Origin of the sequence: Mycobacterium attenuatum (genome assembly GCF_900566085.1) — a bacterium.
GTDB classification, from domain to species: Bacteria; Actinomycetota; Actinomycetes; order Mycobacteriales; family Mycobacteriaceae; genus Mycobacterium; species Mycobacterium attenuatum.
This window is the reverse complement of record NZ_UPHT01000092.1, coordinates 1-18,103: the sequence shown is the minus strand read 5'-3', so window position 1 is coordinate 18,103 and position 18,103 is coordinate 1. Positions and strand designations below refer to the sequence as shown.

Below are 18,103 nucleotides of genomic sequence, written 5' to 3'. Positions count from 1 at the left end.
GGGCACCCGATCCAGCACCGGTCAACGCTTGCGGACCATAGCCGCCGCACGTACGTCGTCAGCCACCATGAAGTCCATGCGTATGCGGCCTTCGCGTTGCTCGGAACGAATGGTGACAGCTTCGCCGAACTTGATCGGGCTGCGGTACTCGAGCACGGCGCGGTAGGGAGCGGCAGTCAGGTCTGCACCGGCCGGCAGTTGGCCGAGTACCTCGACTATGCCGTGCCAATAAATGGTGTTGTTGACGTGCTCGAAAGGATCAATATCGGTGCGGCGCAAGGGAAACGGCGTTTGAATTCCATGGGTTACCGGCTCGGTGAGCCAGGGTCGCCACCTGAGCCGGTGGTTGTCGGTGGTGCTGCCGAAGCGGGCGATGCACTCATCGGTGAGTCGCGACGGCGTCAGCGTGTCCTTGTTCACGCAAATCCAAAAGCCTTCGGTTTCGATCCGCCCGCCAGCCGAGCCGTCGAGGCGAACGCGCATGTTGCACCAGCGGGTGGAAAGTGCCGCGCACCAACGGCGGAAGGTGATGTTGCTGGGTAGCTCGATGGGCTCGATGACATCGATGACCGTGCGTAACACGATCCAATGCGGATGGACTTCGGCCAGCTGCGCATCGGCCAGGTGCTCCGCGCCGGCTTCCTGGATATAGCGTGCGACGCCATCCAGACGCAGCCGTTGCTGCTCGTCGATGTCGGTGGTGGCCAGGCGCCAGCTTGTCCGGTAGACGTATCCGGAGCCGGGCACCTCTACCAGCGGTGCGTCGACGTCAGTGTGCCGGAGCACGCCCGCTCCTTAATGTTGCCGCGCCGCCGCCGGCGTGGTCGTTCAGCAGCTTTTCCAGTCGCTCGCTGGCCGCATTCAACCTCGACTGGAACATCGACACCACCCGCTCGCGCACTCGTGGCTTGTGCGACAGCGGCGGCAACAGCTCGGCGAGCAGGTTCAACCGAGCCGAACCGAGCCAGTCGGTCAGTTCGGAGTCAGCGAGCCAGCGCTGAAAGTTGCGCAGATCGGAATGGGTCAGCCGTAGCCAGTCCAGATCGGAGTCCGGATGTGGAATCGGCACGCAGAGCTCGTTTTTCACCGCATCGTCGGGATAGGCAAGTTCGATGTGTGCGGTGAATGCCGCGCTGAACACCTGCTGGCAGCCGCGCACCGCCTGCAAGGTGAGGTGGTCGCCGTCGAAAACCGGTGTGGCCGGCCGCTGCGGTGCTCCGTCGGCGGTGCAGTCGATGTACAGGGCCGAAGGACCAGAGGGCATTGAACCGCCGTCGAGCACGACTTGCGTGGACTCGATGCGTTGGACATGGCCCATCCTGACGATGTCGTCGATGCGGCGCAATTGCTCGAATTCGGGTTGTGACACGGTCGCGCACCGATACATGGTCGGGCGCACCGCGGGGTCGAGCCGGAGCAACGTTCCGGCCGTCTCCAGCCGGTCGAACAGGTCCTGGATCGAGGTCGCGTTGCCGATGGCCTCGAGCGTGGCGCCGTAGCTGTCGCGGAACTGCTTGATGAACGTCGGGCCCGGCTGCAGCGTTGCGCGGTCGATGAGCCAGGCGTCGCGCGGCATGATCCAGGTCAGCTTCTCGGGGGTGACGGCGTTCCGCAGCAACCATAGACAGACGTCCATTCCCGTTTTGCCGGCACCGATGATCACGTATCGGTCGCGCGCGCGGAATTTCGGCAAGTCGTTGGGCGCAACGCAGTTGACGCCGCGTGCCACCGAGTACGGGGCTGGCCGCATCGACGGCACGACGGCTTGCAGGTAGGTCGCGTCGACGATGCGCCGACGGACCCGCGCCGTGTACTCCGCGCCGCCCAGCGTCCGGAATCGACCGTCGCCGAGGTACTCGCTCATAGGAAAGTAGGTGACCCGCCCGCTGGGCAGGAACTGCTGTTGCATCACGGCGTCGAAGTAGGCGCAGATTTCGCCGACGGGCGCGAGTTCGTTGAGTCCCTGGTTCCAGCCGACGGCGTCGATAGTGTTGTTGCCCAAGGCTCTTGAGTTGACGCCGTAATAGGCCGAAGGCTGGTGCAGCCGTACGAATGGATAGGCGGTGGTCCAATGGCCACCAGGTTGATGTGCCCGGTCGACGATCACCACGGTCGCCTCCGACTCGGTGATAAGCGTATCGGTGAACGCCATCCCCATTGCGCCGGCACCTACCACCAGGTAGTCGGTGTCGATGGCTGTCGTTAGCCCATGTTTAGCCCCATGTTTAGCCCCATGCGCTAGTTCATTCACGGGCACTCCTTCGACCATTGGGATAGCACGATCGTTAGCGGTAAGCGAGCCGGTTCGCGCCGTCGCGGAACGATCTGTGTTGCTGTAACAGGGCCGAATGGAGTCTAAGCCCGCCGCCGCGGCCGATCGGCGATTGGCCGTAAGCGGTGCATGCACCGGGCTGCCTCCCAGCTATGCGGGGCGGGCCGTACCCCTTATCGCGGTGTATGACGGTCTGATAGGTACTAGCGGCGAGGTTTCAGTCACTCGGAGATGGCGGTGTACGTCCACACTGGATGGTGGCGCGGAGGGGACACCGCTGCTTGAGATCAGCGAAAGGAACGAGCCGTGACAGCTGGGCCCAGCTGGGCAAGCCGAACCATGCCCGCAATGCTTCGCGTCACGGGCAAGACCCGCCAGTACACCACCGCCGCTGATGCCCGCAAACACATCACGGCCCGCGCACTGCGTCCGTCGCCGTACGGACCGCCGGCGCGGCTGCGTTCCGACGTGACGGTCGAGGTAGCACGTCGATCCGGCTGGCCCATTTATTCCGTGGTGCCCAAGAACGACGCGTACACGCACACCGTCGTCTACCTCCATGGCGGTGCGTGGGTCAACGAAATCAACTCACACCAATGGCGATTGGTGACTTACATCGCCGCCGGGGCGCGCGTGAAAGTTGTCGTACCGATCTATCCGTTGATTCCGTTTGGTAGGGCTGCCGATGTCGTGCCCGTGGTCGCCCAACTGGCGGCTGAGAACATCTCGACCGAGCACGGCGTGTGCTTGGCCGGCGACTCTGCGGGCGGTCAAATCGCTTTATCGGCGGCGTTGTCGCTGCGTGACGACCAGGGCGTGGTGCTGCCCCAGACGGTGTTGATCTCGCCGGCCCTGGACATATCGTTGAGCAACCCGATGATCAACTCGGTCGCGTTGACCGATCCTTGGCTGGCGCGCGAAGCGCTGTCGGTGTTCGGGGAGTGTTGGCGTGGCGATCTCGTCCCGTTCGATCCGCGCGTCAGTCCGCTGGCGGCGGATCTGGCCGGTCTTGGCCCGCTGACTGTTTTCAGCGGAACGCGCGACATCCTCAACCCTGACGCGCGCGCGCTGGTCCAGAAGGCCACCGCGGCCGGTGTGGACGTTGACTATTACGAGCGACCTGGTTTGTTGCATGTCTACCCGCTGATGCCGATCCCGGAAGGCCGTGCCGCGCGGGAAGTTATCGTCGAGCGTCTGCGCGCGCACTGATGCGCTCCGCTTGATGTCTGCCACGCTCTGAATCTCAGAAGCCTTGCGTCACAATCTCATCGGATATGCAGAGCCATTTGGCGCCGCATCTGCCTTCGGCACCGTTGCAAACGTCCTCTGGCTCAGCGACTCAGGACCACGTTGAGTAGTTGGGTGAGCCAGGCGCGTGCGGCGGTCTGATCGCTGTCGAGCAGAAGCTGGATACTGACGCCGTCGTATACCGCGACGATTGCCCGGGCCGTGTCGGCGACGGTGTTGAGGGACTGGTTGAATTCGATGCCGCTGGCAATCAGCCGCTCTTCGATCACCTTGCGCAATTGCGCGCGGTGGCGCTCCCAGCGGTGGGCGAGGTCGGGATGGCGGGCAGCGTGCAGCAGAAAATCGATTTTGATGAGCAGCCAGTCGCGTTCGAACAGCAGGGTATCCACGATGCGTTCGACCACGCTGGGCAGGTCGGTGACGGGTTCGCTGCCTTCCATCGCGGCGTGGACTTGCTCGGCGGTGCGGGCCGCCCATTGGTCGTAGAGGAGAAAGAACAGTTCCTCGAGGCTGTCGAATTGGGAGTAGAACGCGCCTCGGGTGTATCCGGCGGCCTCGCACACGTCCTCGATGGTCACGTGTCCGTATCCCTTGTCGGCGAACACCCGGAATGCCGCCTCAATGAGGCGGCCGCGGGTCTCGGCGCGGCGTTTGGTGACCCGTACGGGCTTGGCGCTGGTGGTCGTTGACGGCATCGGTACTCGCCTCCGAATGGGTGGTGTAAACCGATACATTGCCACATCGGATACGTGACGAGCCATTCCGACGCGGTGGGCGCCCCAGAACCACTCTGAAACTCGGAGCTGTGCATGGGCAACTCCCACATCGGGAACCACCGAGACCATAGGCCTCCGCCGAGGCGCCCGACAGGCCAAGCGGTTTCGATTGTCGGGCGACGGTTGCGGCATCGCATTCCGCGCGCGGCATCGTTGCTAACGCATTGAGGCGACAGCTCTGAGCCGTATCTACCTGTGTAGGTGGAGGGGGCCGATGCCGATGAGGTGGTCGCCGGTCAGGGCGATGCCGATGTTGTGGTTGCCGGTGTTGAGCAGGCCTTGGTTGTAGGTGCCGTGGTTGGCGATGCCCAGGGTTTGCAGCAGGCTCAGGGGTAGGCCGCTGTTGGCGGTGCCGGTGTTGGCGATGCCGAGGTTGAGCATGCCGTGGTTCCAGGCGCCGACGTTTTGGGTGCCGCTGTTGTAGGCGCCGAGGTTTTCGGTGCCGGTGTTGGCCAGGCCGACGCCGCCGAAGGTGGTGATGGGGTCGGTGGGGGTGAAGTGGGGGCTGAGGTTGGCGATGCCGACGTTGAGGGTGCCGTCGTTGAAAAAGCCGATGTTGCCTTGGCCGGTGTTGCCGTAGCCGAAGTTGGGCAGGGTGGTTGCGGCGGCGGGTAGGGCGGTGTCGCTGATGTGCAGGGGGCCGATGCCGATGAGGTGGTCGCCGGTCAGGGCGATGCCGATGTTGTGGTTGCCGGTGTTGAGCAGGCCTTGGTTGTAGGTGCCGTGGTTGGCGATGCCCAGGGTTTGCAGCAGGCTCAGGGGTAGGCCGCTGTTGGCGGTGCCGGTGTTGGCGATGCCGAGGTTGAGCATGCCGTGGTTCCAGGCGCCGACGTTTTGGGTGCCGCTGTTGTAGGCGCCGAGGTTTTCGGTGCCGGTGTTGGCCAGGCCGACGCCGCCGAAGGTGGTGATGGGGTCGGTGGGGGTGAAGTGGGGGCTGAGGTTGGCGATGCCGACGTTGAGGGTGCCGTCGTTGAAAAAGCCGATGTTGCCTTGGCCGGTGTTGCCGTAGCCGAAGTTGGGCAGATTCTGTAGTGCTTGCGCGGGCGAGACCAACTGGGCAACAGCGGCCGCCGCTCCTGCGTGATAGCCCACCATCGCGGTCACGTCCTGCGCCCACATTTCTTCGTAGACGCTCTCGGCGGCCGCGATGGCTGGCGCGTTCTGACCGAAGAGGTTCGACAACACCAGGGACACTAAGTCGGAACGATTGGCCATTACCGCCGCGGGGTGGACCGTGGCTGCTAGCGCCGACTCGAACGCGCCCGCGACGGCTTGGGCCTGTGCACAGGCCCCCACGGCCTGGGACGCCGCTGTTCTCAACCAGCCTGCATACGGCGCGGCGGCGGCCAGCATCGCCGTGGACGCCGGACCCTGCCATGCCTCGGCCGCCAGGCCCGAGGTCATCAAGGAAAACGACTCTGCCGCCGAATCGAGCTCGGATGCCAACGTATTCCAGGCTGCAGCAGCCTCCAACATTGGCGCCGAGCCGGCGCCCGAGAACATCCGTGCGGAGTTGATCTCTGGTGGCAGCACCGAGAAGTTCATTGCTCGCTTACCTTCCTCGCCCGATCTCGCAGCCCCCCGATGAGGCCGTCATCGCCACGATACAAGTACAAATCCGATCTGTAGCTGTATTCGATATATTATCAAATATGATGCGTAAACATATACGATGTGCTAACGTAGCGAGATTTCGGGCGCACGAGGTTCATGACCACGGTCGGCATCGGCCAGGCGCGATCGAAGTCATTGGGCCAGGCCCGACAGTGGAGTGCACGTGGGTCCTCAGGCGATCTCGCGAGCCGGAGCGAGCCTGCACGATCGGTGATGTCACGCGGCTGTGAGTGCATGACGCAATTGCTCTGTTACGCTTGCATTTTGGGCGCCGCACTTCGGGACATTGCATCCTAACGGCTGATTAGGCGGTGCGTCGAACGCGGGCAGTTAGCATCAATGGATGCCACCTGATCCGGCCGATTTTTGCAGACGGTGGGCTGCGGCGTGGAATGCTCGGGATCTCGATGCGGTCCTTGCCTTCTTCCACGAAGACATCGTTTTCACCTCGCCATTCGCCGCGGAGTGGCTGCCCGATAGCTGCGGCGTCATCCACGGCAAGCACGGGTTGCGCGAATACTGGTCCATCGGCCTTGAGCGTCTGCCTGACCTGCTTTTTGAGGTGGAAGCCGTCTATCTAGGAATTGAGACGATCGTCGTCAATTACCGAAACCAGCGCGGCCCGCTCGTCAACGAAGTGTTGATTTTCGATGGTGACCTCGTCCGAGAAGGTCACGCGACCTACTTATGCCCGGACAGTCAACGGCCACAAGGAAGTTAGCCAAGTCGTAGTAGTGAGATGGAATCGAGCGCATATTCCGTCACGATGACGTGATGTATGCTCGTGAATTGCGCGGGCAGGGGGAGCGGTTGCCGTTGCGGTTCGGAGATCTGTCGGAGTATGTCCATGAAAGTCGTGATAGCACAATCGAACAGGTGTGAATCGTGCGAAGATCTCTGCGGCTATCAATACGACCGCGCTGGGACGACGACGCGGCCGCGAAGGGCTGGCGGTTCCTGACGCCGCACTTGTTCATTGAGCGCCTAGTATCAACGAATCATCCGGCGTCACAGGTATTCTGACTGATTTGCGAGACTGCGCGAACGCCGCAACGGATCAAGGGGAAGTGCAATGATGTTGTCCGGATTTCAGGCGTTGAGCTTCGACTGCTATGGGACGCTTATCGACTGGGAGAAGGGCATCTCCGCCGTGCTGGGGCCATGGGCGCGCAGCCACCGCAGTGACATCGACGACGAACGATTGCTGACCATCTACGGCGAGCACGAAACACGAATGGAGGCGCAGAATCCGACTGCCCCGTACCCCGACATCGTGGCGCGAACCATGATGGCGGTCGGGCAAGATCTCGGCGTGCCGGTAGACCGGGCAGAGGCAGGGCAACTTGCGGCGTCGGTTCCCGACTGGCCGGCATTCCCCGACTCCCAGGAGGCGCTGGCATCGTTGGCCGAACACTACAAGTTGTTCGTCTTATCCAACGTTGACCGCGTGTCCTTCGCGGGCAGCAATCAGCGCCTCGGTGTGTCGTTCACCGAAATCATCACCGCAGAAGATGTCGGCTCATACAAACCGTCGGCGCGGAACTTCGAAGCGCTGCTCGCCTGTGCCGCTCAACGCGGCGTTGGCAGCGACAAGCTGCTGCACGTTGCGCAGAGCCTGTTCCATGACCACGTCCCGGCTAAAGCCGCCGGGCTTGCGACAGTCTGGATCAACCGCCGTCACGACCGGCCAGGGTGGGGCGCCACCCCCGGCCCCGACACCTCGGTCAGGCCGGACTGGGAGTTCCCGTCGATGTTGGCCTTTGCCGAAGCCTGTTTCCAAGAGTTCGCTGCCCGCTGACGCAGCGGTTACGTCACTCGCGACGTCAAAGGCAACCTGTTAGATCGCGCAAACCATATTTCAACACCGCGGTCCGGATGCGCGCCGCCATGATCCGAAGGATCGTCCACAACATCAAGTCCTGACTCAGGACCGATGAATATCGGGAGTCCACCCCGCAGTGGCCCGATCTGCTGCATGATTGCCGCCGCCGCGGCATGACCGCCCCGCTGCTCACCGTCGGCAACGGTGCAGATTCGATCGCCATTGGCGACGAAGAAAACTGAGCCGGATGCACAGGAACTCGCGCCACACAGTGGCCAATCACATAAGACGGGTCGCGTCAATTTACCCCCGATTGGCTACGGGCGCTTAGGCGATACCTTCTGTGCGCAATAGCAGCGCGACGTCATCGCGACGCAGACCTGTGCAGTAAACCCGGGAAGCTCATCAGCCATGTCGCCAGCCCGCCCATAGAGCCGGCCAGCGGGCATCTTCGGGTCCGTTGCGGACCTAATGGCCTATTCAATGCATTGGTCAGAAAGCCATGCCTTCCGAAGGCAATTCGTCACAGTGACGTATTGCAAGCTTTGCGGGGAGAGGGGGCGAACCTCCGCGGGCAGGCCACGCAGGCGGGCACGGCCGACGCGCACCGGATTCGGCGAGAACCAGACGGTGTCCGGGGCCGCATGCAGGGGCCTTGCATCCTTTTCTCGGCGACGATGTTGCGTGCTAGCAGCGGGTTGCATCGGCTGGTCGCACCGGCGCAGGTCTACTGAGAACTCATCCAATCGTCAAGGGATGCGAGTCTTTTCGTCTAATGCAACTTGTCTCAGTTCTGCCGATAAGCGACATTATGTCAAGTACTGTACTCGGTTTTCATCAGATGAATCACGGACGTTCTGAGTGACCCTCACCCGCCTCATTGGGTCGACTTGGTCAATTCGCCTGAACGTCAACGGTTTATGGTCGATTCGGTCGAGTCTGCACGAACCCCTTCCGGCGTGGTTGCTGCGACACGCGCTGACGAACCTTCGTTTCACGATGGACCTACCAGCACCGATGTGATAGTGATTCATTAGATGATTCAATGATTTATCAAATGAGACGACCTAGGACTTGTCTTTCCGATCACGCCTGGCGAGGTCGATCAATTCCGGTAGCGCATCGAGATCCTTGGGCCGCGCCGCCGCAGTTTTTGACGCGATCACGTCATCCAATGCGGCCACCTTGACTCTGACGCTGTCAATCACACGCTCTTGGACTCCAGGCAGCAAACCGTGATAGCCGTCGGGATATCCCGCCGGTGCAAACGTCAGATCGAGATCACCGACCGGTGTGCGCAGATTCAGCATCCGCATGCCTCGTAGAGATTCGCCGGAGCAGTCGAATGGCAGCCCATCCGGTAGATCGTCGACGCGGATCCCCGCGCCGAGTTCACGCAGCGCCGCGGAGAGGCGCTGCAAATTGTCCAGCTCCATCGACGGCGCGATATCAATGTCGTACGTTGGCCTGCGCGCCCCGTACAGTCGAGCGGCGTATCCCCCGACAAGTACGTACTCCACGTTGTGCTGGTTCAGCACCTCAATGATTCGGCGCGGATCGAAGGCATCGTCGGCGGTCATGGCATAGGAATCGGGCGCAGCTTCGAGGTGAGCGCGTCTTGCACGTGCTGGCGAGCAGCGCGCTCTGCCGGATCCAATCGCGCGTTGTGCAATTCAAGGACATCATCGTGCGGATCGTACGTGTCGAGATTGATCCGCAACTCCAAATCGACGGCGGCCAGGATTCGCGCTAGCACCGGTAGCGACGGCTGCCGGGCCCCTGACTCGATACGTGCAACCGTTGACTGGGGCACGTTTGCAGCTTCAGCGAGCTCTCGCTGTGACATACCCACCCGCGCACGGGCGATTCGTAGCAGATTGCCCGCGAGCCGTTCCACTTGGCCGGCTGTCGCGGTTCCCATCGTTGCCATAATCGAATGATAGCCGATCGGCTATCATTCGGTCGGGTTCATTACCGGCCCTGCTGGTTGCGTCCTCGACGATCAGCTGCAGGTGTTCGCTCAGGTAGCCAGCAAACATGTCGCGCCGTGCTAGCGTCCGCACGCCGAGGCCCGCGGCACCGCGAATCCTCCGGCGGCACCGCTGGAGGGTCCTGCGCTTACGGTCGCTCAACTATTGCGATGCGATTGAGCAATACGGCGGAATCGAATACTGAGGGTTACCAGTAAAGTACGTCGTTTCATCTGATCAGATACGTCGCCCTGAGACAGCAGCGCCAGATACGCTGCTGTGTCTGCTGATACGCGATCCAGCGACTCCGCGGTGCAGGCGTGCAACGGAAGAGTGAACAGCTCCAGAAACCCGATCTCGAGGCTGGTCTCCTCGGCGACGCCATCGGCTTCTACATACATGGCGATGCTGCCGCGCCAGCCCGTGATGTCGAGATCGTAGCCGGCAGCAGATCCCCCGGTGAACTCCACTCTCGGGAACCACAACGTGATAGTTTTCTGTTTGCGTCTCACCGAGATTGGCGGCGAATAGTCGCCAAAAGGTTTCAACGCCCTCGTCGAAATCGTCGTCGCCCAGCTGAGCCACGGTTTGATTCTGCACTGCAGACCGCACACCCATTGGCTATCGAGGCTGTCCGACGCTCATAGATCGAGGACGATGCGCAGTGCCGCATCAACGCGGCGCATCTCATCGAAGCTTAGGAACCCGACGCTCTTGCCGAGTCGGCCCGGGTCGACTGCGGCGGCCTGTTCGGCAAGCACGCGGTTGTTTACGCCGCTGATTTTAACTTCGGGACGAAAGCTGGCGGCACGAGCCGACGTGGATGTTGGTGCAACCAGCCACGTCGACAGGGGCAGTTGATCTGACTGGACTACTACGGCGTAGCGGGAACCGGACTGCTCATGGCCGTGACTCCCCCGCGGGGCACGCAACTGAAAGACCTCACCACGCACGCAACGTCTCCATGTCGCGCAGCACCTGCATGGCCTCAGCGCGGTCGGACTCGTCTTCAGCAAGCCTTTTCGCCTCGGCGCGAATCGCCGCGCCGGCCTTCCGTCGTGCGGCATCGATAAGAGCAGATCGAACGGCTACGGACACGGGGGTTCCATCTTTGGTCAAGACCTCCAGCGCCTTCGATGTGTCTTCGTCGGGCCTGAAGGTGATTGTGTCAGCCATTGCAACAGTGTACGACGTTTTGTAAGACGGTCGCTGGATCCACATGAGCGTTTTTTGACCCACCAGCCGCAACTCCAGCAGCGCCTACCCACCGACAACCGGTGTGGCCGGTAGCAAACACAACATGCGGGGTCTGGATCGTCTCGGCCATTGCTCTCAGTGGCACCCGTGCCACTATAAAGACCAAGGGCTCCAGCCCTGGCCCAGCGCTCGCATGCTCGATTCAGGTGAAATACGACGGAATCGAATATGGCGGGTTACCAGTAAAGTACGCCATGTTCATCTGATGAATCATGTGGCATCCGAAGCCTGCCCCATCGCGCTGATTCGGCCAAAGTGCCTCGCTACCAATGGCTTACAGCAGGTTGTGCCAGGCTCGTACGCTCCGGTGCCGATGCAGCCGCCGCGACACGCGTCGACGACGCTTCGTTTCACGGGTTGCAACAAAGTTCTTCAGTGGTAATTCGGGTCTCGCTTGTCCGGGAAGGCGTCTACCCCTTCACGGCCGTCTTTAGAGGCGGCCAGCGCGGCGATCATCTGACCTTCGAGTTCCATCTGCTCTTCCAAACCATTGCTGAACGTCGACAAGAGCAGTTTCTTGACACCCGCATTGGATTTCGTGGCGCTAGCTGCGAAAAGTTCGGCGAGCTCATCTGACCGTGTGCCGATCTGCTCATCAGGGACGACTTCGGTGACAATCGCCCATTCGGCGGCGTGCTGCGCGGTCAGGGTGCGGTTGGTCAGCATCAACTCTTGCGTCTGCCGCATGCCGTTCAGTCGCGGCAGGTAGTAGGACGCGCTGCCGTCGGGTGTCAAGCCGACACGGGTGTAGGCGGCCATGGTGAACGTCGCCGATTCGGCGGCCACGACGATGTCGCCGCTGGCTGCGATCGAGAAACCCGCGCCGGCGGTGACGCCGTTGACGGCGGTGATCAAAACGGCGTCCATCTACAGGCGCCACCAACGACAGGAATACGGCGGAATCGAATATGGCGGGTTACCAGTAGACGTCGCCGTGTTCATCAGATGTGCTTGGCTGCTCAACCCAGATCATGAACATCCACGCGGCACGCGCCGCCGTCCCAATGGCTACCTATCCAGCGATCAATCCAGCGATCAAGGCACAACGTGCGCAAATTGTCTGACCCGGTCAGCGCTAACGCGACGGCCAGCGTCAGGCCGGTCGGACCGGCCCCGGCAACGACTACCGCATGCTCGGCCACAAACCCTCCGTTCTTGTCGGCTGGTCCGGAAAGTCCCGTTACGGGCGGCGATCCAGGATCTGGGCGACGGCCTGGATCAGTGGTGCGCCATCGCAGTGTCCCGTGGGGTTGCGCCAGGCGACGTATCCGTCGGGACGCACAAGGACCGCACCATCGCGGCCGATCTCGTAATCATCGAAGAACCTGTTGTTGGCGTCGGCGAGGCCGGGATCTCCGATCACATAGCTGGCGATTGGCACGCGAAGCTGGCGCGCTGCATCGGCGGCTCCCCTGCGCCAGACGTCCCCACCTGGGCCGGCGAGCACGGTGAAGCCGGAGCCGAACAGGTCGAGTGTCGACAGCGGCTCATCCTCGTTGCCCAGCCATGTATGCGGGGCCCGGCAGCCCGGCGTCGCGCAGGGCACGTAGTCGCTGTAGCCGTCCTCGACAGCTGGAGGCGTTGTGCCGTCGTCGATCACGGCGGCCGAGCGATACACGGTGCCGAATTCGACGCCGAGGTGATTGCCGTAGCGCCGGGTCTCCCGCAGCAGTTCCTCGGGGCTGAGGTCGCTGCCCGCCGGATCGTAGGCCGCCGCGGCGATGCGCCCGACATTGCGGTAGTTCTGCAAAGACTGGGCGAGCGTGGTGATGGTGGGCCCTCGACGTTCGTCGTCATAGGTCTGGAGCAATGACCACCCAGCCAGACCGCGCACGCACAAGGCTAGCTTCCACATGGCGTTGTGCATGCCCTGTAATCCGGTATTGACTCCCAGTCCCCCGGTGGGCGGGAACTGGTGGGCGGCATCGCCGCACAACACCACGCGCCCCGAGACCAGGCGCTCGGCGACCGTGGCGTTCATCTGCCACAGCCCCACGCCGTTGACTTCGACATCGAGGTCAGACACGCCAACCGCGCCGCGGACCCAGCGCCGTACCCTCTCATCGTCCCAGAGCTCGCGGACCCACTCCGCGGGCTGCACCCCGATCTGGCACAACCAGCGCCCGCGCGCGTCGAGTGGTTGCAACGCTCCAACGGCCTCGGAGTTCGCGACGAAGAACAACACGGCACGGCGTTCTCCGAGGTGGCGTTCAATATCGGCACGGAAGTAGCAGTTGGCGAAATGATGCAGGGCCCGTTCGCCGTTCAGCGCGATGCCCAGTTGGGTGCGCACCGTGCTGTGCACACCATCGGCGGCCACCAACGCTTCCCCGGCCAGCATGTAGGTTTCCCCCGTCGCACTGATACGCACCGCCACTGCCGCTTGGGTGTCGTGTTCGGTCCCGCCGGTCAGCACGTCGGTGACCTGGTGCCCGAAGCGCAGATCGACAAGTCCGGTCGCCTGCGCGGCGTCCCGAAGGATGGCCTCGATGAGATCCTGCGACGACATGATCGGCAGTGCCGGACTAATCGTCGGGCCGGGACCTTCGAACCCTCGGGTCTCGATCTGAGCGCCCTCCTGCCCGGCAGCGGTGTACATAAACCTGATCGGACTCTTCCAGCCCGGCGGGGTATCAATGCCGTGCAGCCGGTGATACACCGCGCTCCCCCATCCTCGGGCGATCTCCATGGTCCGCGTGTTCAGGTTGCGGGTCTTGGGATGACAAGACGTCGAATCATGTTGCTCGACAACCACGCTGGGAACGCCGAATCTGGCGAGTTCAAGGGCGGCCGCCAGCCCCACGGGGCCGCCCCCGACAATGATGACCGGTATGTGCGCCATGGTTGGGTCCACCTCGTTGTGCGACGTCATCGGCGGTTTAGGTATTGGCGGGGATGGTGGTGCCAGCGCCGCATCGGCGCGCCAGGACTAGGTCGTGGCGCTCGATCGGCAGGGTTGGGTTCGTCGAGGCCTTCGATCACGAAGCCGGCGTCGGCGACGATCGCCCGATCGGCGTCACCGGACTGTCCTTGGCTGGTGAGATAGTCACCAAGGACCATCGAATTGGCCGGGTGCAAGGCCAGTGGTTGCAGTGTGCGCAAATGTATTTCGCGGCCGCCGGCGATCCGGACTTCGACATTGGGGAACGCGAACCGGAACATCGCCAGAATGCGTAGGCAGCGTTGCGGGGTCAGCTCCCAATGCTCGCCCAGCGGCGTGCCTTGGAAAGGGATGAGGAAGTTCACCGGCACAGAGTCCGGTTGGAGTTCGCGTAAAGCTAACGCGACATCGACAATGTCAGCATCAAATTCCCCCATCCCGACGACCGCGCCCGAGTATGGCGATAGCCCAGCAGTTTTGGCTGCGGTCACGGTGGCGGTTCGGTCGTCGAAGGTGTGAGTGGAGCAGATCTGCGCGTAGTCCTCGGCGCTGGTGTTCAGGTTGTGGTCATAGGCATCAGCGCCGGCCTGCCCCAGCCGCTCGGCTTGTCCGCGTTTAAGCAGCCCAAGACAAACGCACACCTGCGCGGCTGGGGCAGAATCCTTGATCGCAGCAACAGTCTCGGCGACACGCTCAAGATCACGATCAGCGGGCCCCCGGCCCGCGGCGACCAGGCAGATGCGTTTGGCTCCGGCATTGATCGCGCATTGCGCGTGTTGGGCGGCCTCATCGGTGTCGATCCAGGAGTACTTCAGGATCTCGGCGCTCGACGCGAGGCGCTGTGAACAATATCCGCAATTCTCTGGGCACATCCCCGATTTCATGTTCACCAGATCGTTGAGCTTCACCCGGCGTCCAAAAAACTTGCGGCGCACCCGTCCCGCCGCGGCGATCACATCCAGCAAGTCATCATCACCGCTGGCCAACACCGCCAACAAATTGTCACGGTCCACACGGTCCCTGCACACCGCTTGCGCCTCGATCGCGAGCAACACCTCGTCACATGTCTGACTAGTCACGCCGGCTCGTCCTTCCTCGGGTTTGCGGTGGATCCGGTGTCCGAAACCGTGATGGCCTCGCCACGACGAGTGACCGTACACCAAAATTAAGAAAACTTAGAGAAAAGTAAGGTCACGGTAAGATGAGACGTGTCGATTGGCCCAAGCGTAAGTACGCGAGCGACCTGCAAAACCAGGCCCTGCTCTGCGCGATGCTCCGAACCCGCGCTGCTGCCATGACGTGCGGACGCAATCCCCCACCGACCCCGGCGGATTCGCGATTCTAGTCGGAGAGGGACCGCGGGATCGAATAGGGCGGATTACACGAACGGGTGGCTTAGTCGTTATTATTCAGTGCCACAATGTGTTTCGATGCACAGTCCGCGCCGATAACAGAGCGCAGGCATTCCCCTTCGTGCCATCGCGTGCCGTGGCCACCAGCACCAACGAAGGTGGGCCAGTCATAGGCAAGCGTCTCGCGGTCGACTGGGGCCTTGACGGCAGTTGGTTCATGCTTGAGCCGTGGAGGAAGTCATTCGGGACGGTCGCAGCTGGCAGGTCGGCACAGCATCGGATGTCGCGTGGATCAACACAGGGACGTCGGTCGGCTTGACGATCACCGCGGGGATTCCGCCGGTATTCGATGATTACGCAACTGTCGTGATGCCCAAAAATGCTGCGGATCAAGCCCAACCTGATTGGCAGATGATGGCGGTTCTCAAAAGCCAGTCGCCGGACCGCCGTTGGTGGCTGGGATATCTCGATCGCGGCGGGAGTGACATCGTTGTTCCCGGCGCACCTAGGGTTACGGTTTACGTGGGCTGGTCGTACGTGCTGGTGTTGGCCGGCCCCAACGAAGCCGCAAGCTGGCACCATTCGGGCGCCAGGCGGGCTCGGCCCTACCTTCTGCCCGAACTGATGTTTCCTGCGGACCGGTCCTGGCTGGTCTCGACTCTCTGGGACGACGACTGGAGCTGTGTCGGTGGGCCAATTGGGCTCGCGGACGCGTTGCTACGTCACCCCGACCCCGAACTGCGATCCCGTGTGCGCCGGGTACGCCTCGGCGAAGACGCGACCCCGCCCGGGCATCGAGCGATTTGACGACGGCGCGATCGCCCGATCGGTCGGCACCTACCTTGCTGCGGCCTTCCGCTTCGAGCATTTCGCAGCAAGAACGGGTGAATATGCAAGCGCCGAGGAATTCGACAAATCTTGGTATCGCCGATATCCAGTAAACGTCGTCGTGTTCATCGGATGAATCACCCGTGCCCGAGTCGGCCGTAGGTGTCCATGGCGCCATAGGTACTGCCTCTCCGGTACGCTCCGGCGGTGGACACCGAGACCCCGCACACCGGCCCGTCCGACCTGGTGCGCACGCACGAGCCGCCACCTGCCCAGCTGGTGCTCGATGGTCGCTACCGGTTCGGCACCTACAACGGCCCGATCGCGCGGATCAACCCACTCGACGTTGTCGCCGCCACCGGAGCTCGTGGTCGCCTGCAACGCGCTGCGCGCAACGCCCGGCTCAAGGAGTGGGAGGCGTTCCAGCTCGGTGACGACGCGGTGTTCGTGCTCGGCGCCGTCTACGACACGAAGTCGATCTCGCTGCTGCAAGTGCTGGTCGTTGACAAGCAGGCGGCCACGATCCGTCGGTGGGAGCAGAAGGTGCCGACCTCGATGGTGCACGTCGCTCGTGGCCTGAACCACACCCGGTCTCACGGTCACGTTGGACGCTTCTCGCTGCAGCTGACCAACGAGATGGACTCGGGCGTGGTCGCGGTGGACGCCAGCCACCCTGGGCGCGGCGCGCTACCGCCGCTGGAGTTGCACGGCGCCGGGCGCTGTGGCCCCGGAGAGGCGGGACACCTAGTGATCTGCCACCCCTTCGCCGACGATCGTGCGCTCTACTCGCACAAGACGATGATGCCGTTCGCCGGCACGCTCCGCGCCGGCGCTGAGCTCACCGTGTTCGACCCCGACCGTTCGTTCATGATCCTCGACGACCACCACGGGGACTACCCCTCGCCTATGCAGTACGACTGGGTGACCGCGGTGCGCCGCAGCGATGAGGGCCGCATCGAGGGCTTCAACCTGACCGACAACCAGGTGCGCGACCCGCAGCGCTACAACGAGAACGCCGTCTGGCTCGGCGACCGGGTCCACCGCTTGCCCGCCGTCCATGTGGAACGGCCCGACGGGCCCTGGGGTTCCTGGATCGTGCGCGATGCCGACGGGTCGGGGCAGGTCGAGGTGCGGTTCACGCCGACCGTCCGTTCCGAGCTGCACGTCGGCCCGCGCCGATGGCTTGCCGAGTATTACGGCCCCTTCGGCTGGTACGAAGGCCGGATCCACACCGATGACGTCGACCTTTCCGTCGACGGGATGTTCGGCATGGGCGAACAGAAGTTCATCCGCGTCTGAACCAGCGGACCCCGGGAGCAGGGCTGGGTTGTTCATCACGAGGGCTGAGCTGAGCCGGTCGGTCGGTCGGTCGGTCGCAGCGAGCAAAGAGCTAAGGTCTAGCCCGCTGCTTTCTGGCGCAAGTTCGGCACGGCTTCGCAGCCGGTAACTGGCGGTGTAATCGGGATGATGACCGTCGGCCGATCCGGTCGCTCGAGGATTGTCTCTGGCGTCAAGTAAACGAACGCGCGTGCAGGCTTTCGGTACGACATGCGCCAAGTTCTCGCGCGGGTTGGGCTGGATTGTGCAGAGTTTCTCGATCGACGCGCCAAAAGCCGCGGGACTGCTCGGGCAACAATACGACGGACACGAATATGGCGGGTTACCAGTAAATCTCTCCGTTTCATGTCTGATAGACACGGTTCTATGTCGGAGCCATAGCACTAACCGCCCGAACTTACCCGCGACCTGCTGACGCTCCGTGGCCCAGCCATCACGAGCGCCGTTTGCTGGCGGGGACTCCCCTACCGTCCAGCGTGAAAGGCCAGGTCGTCCCGATCGGCCGGCCGAGATTGACGGATTTCGCCAGTGGTATTTGAACAGCATTGTCGTCTTCTGGCGTCAGGTGCCGCGATATGCTCCCAGCGTGTCAGCAAGGACGATCGTCATTACCGGTGCTAGCCTCGATTTTGCATCGAATTGATGCTGAGGGCGCTCAGTCGTTGAATTGTGTTGCTGGGTAGGTATTTTCGCGTGCTGGCATGGAGGGGTGTCCCGTGTCGCGGGGTGGGGCGGGCTTTCCTTG

The 18,103-nt window shown here is 62.7% G+C and carries 17 protein-coding genes and 3 pseudogenes; 6 read left to right on the top strand and 14 right to left on the bottom strand.

Annotated elements, in window-relative coordinates:
* Positions 1-21: 21 nt before the first annotated feature.
* Together EET13_RS15495 and EET13_RS15490 are read right to left on the bottom strand one after the other, a co-directional pair.
* Entirely contained in the window at positions 22-786 is a 765-nt protein-coding gene (locus tag EET13_RS15495; RefSeq protein WP_122443124.1) for an acyl-[acyl-carrier-protein] thioesterase, read from the bottom strand.
* Positions 770-2,251, bottom strand: coding sequence for an NAD(P)-binding protein (locus EET13_RS15490; RefSeq protein ID WP_280177709.1), 1,482 nt, complete (start codon positions 2,249-2,251; stop codon positions 770-772). The genes EET13_RS15495 and EET13_RS15490 overlap by 17 nt, the downstream gene beginning before the upstream one ends.
* Before the next feature lie 369 nt (positions 2,252-2,620).
* On the opposite strand from EET13_RS15490, the gene EET13_RS15485 reads away from it, so the two are divergent.
* Positions 2,621-3,481: an alpha/beta hydrolase fold domain-containing protein gene (locus tag EET13_RS15485; protein WP_244603930.1), complete on the top strand. Its 861-nt coding sequence runs from the start codon at positions 2,621-2,623 to the stop codon at positions 3,479-3,481.
* A 122-nt stretch (positions 3,482-3,603) separates the two neighbouring features.
* On the opposite strand, the gene EET13_RS15480 is transcribed toward EET13_RS15485, so the two are convergent.
* From EET13_RS15480 to EET13_RS32820, 3 genes and pseudogenes are all read right to left on the bottom strand, one after another.
* On the bottom strand, positions 3,604-4,215 hold the full coding sequence (locus EET13_RS15480; protein ID WP_122443121.1) for a TetR/AcrR family transcriptional regulator: 612 nt from the start codon (positions 4,213-4,215) through the stop codon (positions 3,604-3,606).
* Between the two features lie 270 nt (positions 4,216-4,485).
* Positions 4,486-5,031 carry a hypothetical protein gene (locus EET13_RS32825; RefSeq protein ID WP_425294246.1) on the bottom strand — a complete coding sequence of 182 codons (546 nt, stop codon included), beginning with the start codon at positions 5,029-5,031 and terminating at the stop codon, positions 4,486-4,488.
* 12 nt (positions 5,032-5,043) lie between these two features.
* Positions 5,044-5,841, bottom strand: a pseudogene (locus EET13_RS32820) (PPE family protein); the annotation flags it as partial.
* A 412-nt stretch (positions 5,842-6,253) separates the two neighbouring features.
* On the opposite strand from EET13_RS32820, the gene EET13_RS15470 reads away from it, so the two are divergent.
* Positions 6,254-6,631 (top strand): nuclear transport factor 2 family protein, encoded by a 378-nt coding sequence (locus EET13_RS15470; RefSeq protein WP_122443119.1) that lies wholly within the window; start codon positions 6,254-6,256, stop codon positions 6,629-6,631.
* Between the two features lie 351 nt (positions 6,632-6,982).
* Positions 6,983-7,708 carry a haloacid dehalogenase type II gene (locus EET13_RS15465; RefSeq protein WP_122443118.1) on the top strand — a complete coding sequence of 242 codons (726 nt, stop codon included), beginning with the start codon at positions 6,983-6,985 and terminating at the stop codon, positions 7,706-7,708.
* Between the two features lie 1,091 nt (positions 7,709-8,799).
* On the opposite strand, the gene EET13_RS15460 is transcribed toward EET13_RS15465, so the two are convergent.
* On the bottom strand, positions 8,800-9,312 hold the full coding sequence (locus EET13_RS15460) for a hypothetical protein (protein ID WP_122443117.1): 513 nt from the start codon (positions 9,310-9,312) through the stop codon (positions 8,800-8,802).
* A 38-nt stretch (positions 9,313-9,350) separates the two neighbouring features.
* Between EET13_RS15460 and EET13_RS32320 the strand changes: the two genes are divergently transcribed.
* Positions 9,351-9,485 (top strand): hypothetical protein, encoded by a 135-nt coding sequence (locus tag EET13_RS32320; RefSeq protein WP_280177708.1) that lies wholly within the window; start codon positions 9,351-9,353, stop codon positions 9,483-9,485.
* A gap of 24 nt (positions 9,486-9,509) precedes the next feature.
* On the opposite strand, the pseudogene EET13_RS31535 reads toward EET13_RS32320, so the two are convergent.
* The 8 genes and pseudogenes from EET13_RS31535 to bioB form a co-directional block, all read right to left on the bottom strand.
* A pseudogene (locus EET13_RS31535) lies at positions 9,510-9,578 on the bottom strand (helix-turn-helix domain-containing protein); the annotation flags it as partial.
* Between the two features lie 282 nt (positions 9,579-9,860).
* On the bottom strand, positions 9,861-10,172 hold the full coding sequence (locus EET13_RS15450; protein ID WP_122443115.1) for a hypothetical protein: 312 nt from the start codon (positions 10,170-10,172) through the stop codon (positions 9,861-9,863).
* A gap of 171 nt (positions 10,173-10,343) precedes the next feature.
* Positions 10,344-10,655 carry a type II toxin-antitoxin system PemK/MazF family toxin gene (locus EET13_RS15445; protein WP_122443114.1) on the bottom strand — a complete coding sequence of 104 codons (312 nt, stop codon included), beginning with the start codon at positions 10,653-10,655 and terminating at the stop codon, positions 10,344-10,346.
* Complete coding sequence (locus EET13_RS15440) at positions 10,645-10,878, bottom strand: hypothetical protein (RefSeq protein ID WP_122443169.1); 234 nt, start codon at positions 10,876-10,878, stop codon at positions 10,645-10,647. Before EET13_RS15440 ends, EET13_RS15445 begins: the two co-directional genes overlap by 11 nt.
* A gap of 453 nt (positions 10,879-11,331) precedes the next feature.
* A pseudogene (locus EET13_RS15435) lies at positions 11,332-11,826 on the bottom strand (enoyl-CoA hydratase/isomerase family protein); the annotation flags it as partial.
* Positions 11,827-11,918: 92 nt separating this feature from the next.
* Complete coding sequence (locus EET13_RS15430) at positions 11,919-12,101, bottom strand: hypothetical protein (RefSeq protein ID WP_122443112.1); 183 nt, start codon at positions 12,099-12,101, stop codon at positions 11,919-11,921.
* 38 nt (positions 12,102-12,139) lie between these two features.
* Positions 12,140-13,831: an FAD-dependent monooxygenase gene (locus EET13_RS15425; RefSeq protein WP_122443111.1), complete on the bottom strand. Its 1,692-nt coding sequence runs from the start codon at positions 13,829-13,831 to the stop codon at positions 12,140-12,142.
* On the bottom strand, positions 13,828-14,919 hold the full coding sequence (bioB, locus tag EET13_RS15420; RefSeq protein WP_244603929.1) for a biotin synthase BioB: 1,092 nt from the start codon (positions 14,917-14,919) through the stop codon (positions 13,828-13,830). Before bioB ends, EET13_RS15425 begins: the two co-directional genes overlap by 4 nt.
* Before the next feature lie 501 nt (positions 14,920-15,420).
* On the opposite strand from bioB, the gene EET13_RS30920 reads away from it, so the two are divergent.
* Both EET13_RS30920 and EET13_RS15410 read left to right on the top strand, forming a co-directional pair.
* Positions 15,421-15,999, top strand: a complete 579-nt coding sequence (locus EET13_RS30920; protein ID WP_211189075.1) for a hypothetical protein — start codon at positions 15,421-15,423, stop codon at positions 15,997-15,999.
* Positions 16,000-16,227: 228 nt separating this feature from the next.
* Entirely contained in the window at positions 16,228-17,319 is a 1,092-nt protein-coding gene (locus tag EET13_RS15410; RefSeq protein ID WP_244603928.1) for a DUF2804 family protein, read from the top strand.
* Positions 17,320-18,103: the final 784 nt, after the last annotated feature.